The 5,018-nt window shown below is 70.1% G+C and carries 7 protein-coding genes; 5 read left to right on the top strand and 2 right to left on the bottom strand.

Annotated features, from left to right (window positions below):
* Both V8688_RS31170 and V8688_RS31175 read right to left on the bottom strand, forming a co-directional pair.
* Positions 1-711: NAD(P)/FAD-dependent oxidoreductase (locus V8688_RS31170; RefSeq protein ID WP_342802307.1), on the bottom strand; the 711-nt coding region annotated here is incomplete at its 3' end.
* A complete protein-coding gene (locus V8688_RS31175; protein WP_342802308.1) occupies positions 708-1,334 on the bottom strand; it encodes an N-acetyltransferase in 627 nt (208 codons plus the stop codon). The genes V8688_RS31170 and V8688_RS31175, both read right to left, overlap by 4 nt.
* A 116-nt stretch (positions 1,335-1,450) precedes the next feature.
* Here V8688_RS31175 and V8688_RS31180 point away from each other — a divergent pair, with 116 nt between their 5' ends.
* From V8688_RS31180 to V8688_RS31200, 5 genes are all read left to right on the top strand, one after another.
* Positions 1,451-1,900, top strand: a complete 450-nt coding sequence (locus tag V8688_RS31180; protein ID WP_316573324.1) for an SAV_6107 family HEPN domain-containing protein — start codon at positions 1,451-1,453, stop codon at positions 1,898-1,900.
* A 125-nt stretch (positions 1,901-2,025) separates the two neighbouring features.
* Positions 2,026-2,454 carry a DUF3040 domain-containing protein gene (locus tag V8688_RS31185; protein ID WP_342802309.1) on the top strand — a complete coding sequence of 143 codons (429 nt, stop codon included), beginning with the start codon at positions 2,026-2,028 and terminating at the stop codon, positions 2,452-2,454.
* A gap of 363 nt (positions 2,455-2,817) precedes the next feature.
* Positions 2,818-3,249 carry a division/cell wall cluster transcriptional repressor MraZ gene (gene mraZ / locus V8688_RS31190; protein ID WP_218715918.1) on the top strand — a complete coding sequence of 144 codons (432 nt, stop codon included), beginning with the start codon at positions 2,818-2,820 and terminating at the stop codon, positions 3,247-3,249.
* 219 nt (positions 3,250-3,468) lie between these two features.
* Entirely contained in the window at positions 3,469-4,467 is a 999-nt protein-coding gene (gene rsmH, locus V8688_RS31195; protein WP_218715912.1) for a 16S rRNA (cytosine(1402)-N(4))-methyltransferase RsmH, read from the top strand.
* Positions 4,464-5,018: hypothetical protein (locus V8688_RS31200; RefSeq protein ID WP_342802310.1), on the top strand; the 555-nt coding region annotated here is incomplete at its 3' end. The genes rsmH and V8688_RS31200, both read left to right, overlap by 4 nt.

The raw sequence follows: 5,018 nt of genomic DNA on the forward strand, positions 1-5,018 counted from the left end.
GGCCGCGCTGAGCGCCCCACTTCCCCCCACGGCCCGGCCGGGCGGCAGCGTGTGCATGAGCGCGGCGAAACCGGCCATCGGCGCCGTCCCGGGTTCCGACATCGGCGGGCCCGACTGCGCGCCGAACCAGGCCAGCGACGCCTTGAGGCGTTCGTCGTCGAACCAGTAGTCCAGCAGCGCGTCCCCGGTCTGCAGGAACTCCCGCGACAGGGCGCTGCCGCCGTCGCGCGCGTCCAGGCCCCAGAACGAGCGGACGAGCCTGCCCGGCGTCGGGGGCCCGCCGAACGCGCGCATCACCCGCGCGCTGCGCTCGCCCCACACGCCGACGAAGCGGCGGTAGGCCTCGGCGTCGCGCTCACCGCAGGCCGCGGCGATCGAGGCGCAGGTCAGGTCGAGATCGCGATGGAAGACGAGCGGCGCGCGCACGCCGTCGGACGGCGTGAAACCCCAGGGATCGCAGTCGATGTAGCGCAGCCCGAAGCGGTCGAGCTCGAGCTCTTCGATGATCCCGGTGTGCCGGATCATGATGTGCGCCGAGGACCCGCGATCGACCAGATGACCAGGGAATCGCTCGACCGTCGAGACCGCGCCGCCGGGCACCTCGTCGCGCTCGAGCACCTGCACCCGCTGTCCGGCCTTCGCCAGATAGCAGGCCGCGACCAGCGCGTTGTGCCCCGAACCGACGACGACGGTCGTGCCCGCCGTCCTCACGCGCCGGACGGGGGCAGCGGCAGCCGCCTGCCCAGGATCGCGAACGGCCGGGTGTCACCCGCGAAGACGAAATTGCGGATCACATCGGTGAATCCGGCTCGCCGGTACAGCCGCCAGGCCCGGTTGTCCTCCTCGGGCACCTCCGGCGTCGACAACAGCACGGCGGCCTCGGCGCGGTCGGCCAGCAGCCGCTCGAGCAGCGTCGAGCCGATTCCACGGCCCTGCGCCGCCGGATGCACGTGCAGCTCGGTGAGCTCGAAATAGTCGGCGAGCAGCTCGCGGGTCGCGGCCTCGGGCCAGCCACACCGGCGCATGCCGGTGTGCACCTGCTGATGCCACCACTGCCGCGGCGCGCCGCGGTAGCCGTAGGCGATCGCCAGGATCGGAGCGGTGCGCAGGTCGACCCCGCCCGAGTCGTCGGGCAGCACCGCGGCCACGGCACGCCAGCCGGCCCTGGTGGTGTGCTCGGTCCACATCGGGGCGCGGTGATGTTCGGTGCCGCGCGGATAGTCCATGGCGGCGACATACACCGACAGGGCGTCGTGCAGGCGCGCGCGCAAGGCGGCGACGCTGAGGTCGACGACGACGGGTGCTGGGGTGTGATTCGGCTTGACGGCTGTCATGGCTCTCGTCGATGGCGCGCTGGCGCGGAAGTTGTCGGTGGGTGTCCCTATATTCAATCTCAATTCAAACGTTCGAATGCTTGTTCGATCTGTGCGAGGGGCGAAAGGGGCAGCAGATGGCTGGTCGCAACGATGGTCGGGAGCACGCGGGGCACGACGGTCGCGCGGGCGGGCTGCTACGTCAGGCCGACGCCCTGCTCACCGATTCGGCCTGGGAGCACGATCCGGGTGAGCGGTTCCGCACCGCCTATCTGGCCGCGCTGCGCGGCGCGGGCGCGATGATCGCGCTCACCGGCGCCGATCGGGCGCCGCGGGCGCGCTCGCGCAGCGCCTGGGTCCTGCTGCGGCGCGCGAGCCCCGAATTCGCGATGTGGGCGGACTACTTCGAGGCGCACTCGCAACTGCGGGCCGATCTGGAGGCCGGGCTGGACCGCGCGGTCACCGACACCCGGGCCGACGAGTTCTGCTCACGGGTGGGCGCATTCCTCTACGACGTCGACGATGCGCTGGTCGCCGCCGTCAAGACACGCCCGCAGCCGAGTCGCGACCGGGACATGACTGCTTAGTTATCACCGAGTAGGTGGTACGGCTTCGATCGAACTCGTATCATGGGGAGCAGATAGCCGCCAAGGTCGGCTACCCGTCGCCTACCCGGAGGCGACCAGCCACGCCTAGTGCCGGGGGAGGTACCGTGCCACTCTCCGAGCACGAGCAGCGCATGCTCGAACAGATCGAGAGCGCTCTCTATGCTGAGGATCCGAAGTTCGCCTCGTCCGTCCGCGGCGGACGTCTTCGCTCCACGTCGAGTCGACGCAGACTGCAGGTCGCGGCGTTGTTCGCCATCGGCCTGTTCCTGCTCGTCGCCGGCATCGCCGCCCCGTTCAAGCCGGGCGGTTTCCCGATCATCAGCCTCGTCGGCTTCATCGCCATGTTCGGCGCCGGCGTCCTGCTCATGATCGGCAACTCCCGCAGGTCCGCTCGGCCGGACTCGTCCGAGACCCCCGCCGCGGGCTCCGGCCCCACGGGCGGCTCGACCGGACGCGGTGGTCGTCCGCGCAAGTCCGGCGGCTTCTCCGAGCGGATGGAAGACCGGTTCCGCCGAAGGTTCGAGCAGGAGTAGCTCGGCGGTAGCCGAGGCGCAACAGCATCGAAGGCGGCGGGGGTCCGCCGGATCGATGGTCAGGGCGGTTCCCCCACTTTCCCCACCATTCCCCACCGCGCCCCCACGGCGCGCATCGCCGCCGGTAGCACCTGGGATGTTTGCTGAACGTTGTCGGAACCAGGGGTTGCCGACCCGCGCGGGTTGCCCGAACACGCGATAACCCCGAATCTCGGTGATAGCTGGCATGACCTGCGGAATTGTGTTGGCGGGGAGCGAGATCACCCGGGGTTTCGATTGAAAGTGGGGGAAAGTGGGGTAATGTGGGTCGCGCACTACAGGAGAGGCCGTACGGCGAGGTGATCCAGTAGGGAGGTGGCCGAGATGTTCCTCGGTACCTACACCCCCCGACTGGACGACAAAGGGCGACTGACGTTGCCTGCGAAGTTTCGAGACGAACTGGCGGGAGGGTTGATGGTCACCAAAGGTCAAGACCACAGCCTGGCCGTGTACCCGAAAGACGAGTTCACCGCGCTCGCGCGGCGGGCCGCAGCGGCGTCTCGAAGCAACCCGCAGGCAAGGGCTTTCGTCCGAGCGCTGGCGGCGGGCACCGACGAGCAACGTCCGGATGCACAGGGCCGGATCACGCTGTCGCCGGACCATCGACGCTATGCCGATCTCACGCGAGATTGCGTGGTGATCGGTTCGGTCGACTTCCTCGAGATATGGGACAAGCAGGCGTGGGAGTCCTACCTCGCCGAGCACGAGGAGGACTACGCGCAAGCCAGAGACGAGTCGCTGGGCGGGATCTTCTAGCTCGGAGCACGCGAGTGCTGCGAGGCCTCTGCCCGGGCGTGGACCCTGACGTACTTCCCCGACGCCAGGTGCCGCGCCTCGGTCAGAGACCTCGACGCATTCGCCGGTTCCACCGCAAGGGCGGTGGAGCGGCTTCATTCAGACCGCAATCTCATTCGAAAAGCACTGTGTGGCAAGGCGACCCGTCTGCGACGCGAGGCAGTATCCCGGGAGGTCGAGGTGAACCATGACACCGAGAACCCCCGTCATGTGCCGGTCCTGCTCACCCGCGCCGACGAGCTGCTCGGCCCCGCGCTGAGCGAGCCGGGCGCGGTCTACCTCGACGCGACCCTCGGCCTGGGCGGCCATGCCGAACACTTCCTGCGCACCTATCCCCACGCGCGCCTGGTCGGGCTCGACCGCGACACCACCGCGCTGACACTGGCCGGCGAGCGGCTCGCGCCCTACGCCGACCGGATCACCCTGGTGCACACCCGCTACGACGGCATCGCCGACGCGCTCAGTCAGGCGGGCCTGCCCGAGTTCGGCTCCGTGTCAGCGATTCTGATGGACCTCGGGGTGTCGTCGATGCAGCTCGACGAGGCCGATCGCGGCTTCGCCTACTCCGTCGACGCGCCGCTGGACATGCGGATGGACCCGACCACCGGCCCGACCGCCGCCGACGTGCTCAACACCTACAGCCACGGCGACCTGGCCCGGGTGCTGAAAACCTATGGCGACGAACGGTTCGCGGGCAAGATCGCCTCGGAGGTGCTGCGCAGGCGCGCGGTCACGCCGTTCAGCACCAGCGCCCAGCTGGTCGAACTGCTCTACGACACCATTCCGGCCGCGGCGCGGCGCACCGGCGGTCATCCGGCCAAGCGCACGTTCCAGGCCCTGCGGGTGGAGGTCAACGGCGAGCTCGACTCGCTGCGGGCCGCGCTGCCCGCGGCCCTGGATTCGCTGCGCGTCGGCGGGCGGATCTGCGTCATGTCGTACCAGTCGCTGGAGGACCGGCTGGTCAAGCAGGAGTTCGCGCCACGGATCGTGTCCAGGTCACCGATGGACCTGCCGGTCGAATTGCCCGGTATGGGACCGGAGTTCCGGATGCTGACCCGAGGTGCGGAGAAGGCGACCGAGTCCGAGATCGAGGTCAATCCGCGATCCGCGCCGGTGCGGATGCGCGCGGCCGAACGGATCGCGGAGAGGTCAGGGAGGACACAGGAGGGGACACGATGAGCGTGCGGACGAGCACCGTCGCCGTGCCGGGGCGTACGGCCCGTCGCGTCGAGGCGGCCGAACGGGTGAAATCCGGTGCCGCGCAGCGGGCCTACGCGCGCAAGCGCACCAGGGAGCAGCTGCTCGACGGGATCGAGCTGCCCGAACGGGGCTCGACGATGGCCGGGCGGATTCCCTTCGTCACCGCGATCATCGGGTTGCTCGGCTGCGGTCTGGCCCTGACGCTGCTGCTGACCACCCGCGCCGCCGAGGACAGCTACCAGCTCGGCGACGCCAGGGCGGTCAACCGCAAGCTCGCCGACGAGCGGGCCGCGTTGCAGCGCGAGGTCGCCGCCGCCGACTCCGCCCCCGAATTGGCCGCGCGCGCCAGAGAACTGGGCATGATCCCCGCCAAGGACCCGGCCCGGCTGGTGCTCGGTCCCGGTGGGGAGGTGACTGTCATCGGCACGCCGACGCCCGCGCAGGGCGCGCCGGTGCCGCCGCTGAACGGCCCGCCGACCACCACTCCCAACCCCGCGCCGGGTCACGCGCAGGCGCAGGGCGAGCGGGTG

This window comes from Nocardia sp. No.11 (assembly GCF_038752175.1).
In the GTDB taxonomy this organism is placed as follows: domain Bacteria; phylum Actinomycetota; class Actinomycetes; order Mycobacteriales; family Mycobacteriaceae; genus Nocardia; species Nocardia canadensis.